1 protein-coding gene is annotated in these 723 nt (G+C 74.7%); it reads right to left on the bottom strand.

Annotation, left to right across the window (positions count from 1 at the left end):
• Positions 1-85: 85 nt before the first annotated feature.
• Positions 86-723, bottom strand: a 638-nt coding sequence (locus KBX39_RS32430; protein ID WP_210874245.1) for a transporter associated domain-containing protein, incomplete at its 5' end; no start/stop codon positions are given.

Raw genomic sequence — 723 nt, forward strand, 5'->3', positions numbered from 1 at the left:
GTGCAGCTGCTTCCGCCGGTGCCCGGCTTCCCGTTCGGCCCGCCGGCCGGACGCCGCTGAGGCCCGAGTTGCCGGACGCCGTCCGTCAGCGGCGCGCCTCGTCGAGTTCCGGGGCGTCGGCCGGCTCGCCGGCGTCGTCCGCGGCGTCGTCGTCCGGGGAGTCGTCGCCGCGGCCGCGCCGGCGGACCCGCACCTCGGTGATGGCCCGCTGGTCGACGTCGGCCACCGCCAGCTCCCAGCCGTCGACGGTGACCTGCTCCCCCGCCACCGTCGGAATGTGCCCGAGGCAGATCAGCACCAGCCCGGCGACGGTGGTGTAGTCGCCCGCCGGCCGGTTCGGCAGCTCCACGCCCAGGTCGGTCAGGTCGTGCACCGGGAACGTGCCGGGCAGCACCAGCGTGCCGTCCGGCTCGGTGCGCACGGAACGCAGGTCGCGGTCGGTCTCGTCGTAGATCTCGCCGACGATCTCCTCGAGGATGTCCTCCAGCGTGACGATCCCGTCGACCGCGCCGCGCTCGTCGACCACGAGCGCGATGTGCTGGCGTTCGGCCTTGAACTGACGCAGCGCGTCGACCACCGGCAGCGAGTCGGGCAGCAGCATCGGCGGTCGGGCGATCTCGTCGACCGGCCGGTCGTCGGAGACGCCGACCAGGTCACGCAGGTGGATGACGCCGACCGCGTCGTCCAGGCCGCCGTGGCGGACCACCGGCGCCCGGGAGTGGC

It is taken from the genome of Micromonospora sp. D75, assembly GCF_018070405.1.
Lineage (GTDB): Bacteria > Actinomycetota > Actinomycetes > Mycobacteriales > Micromonosporaceae > Micromonospora > Micromonospora chalcea.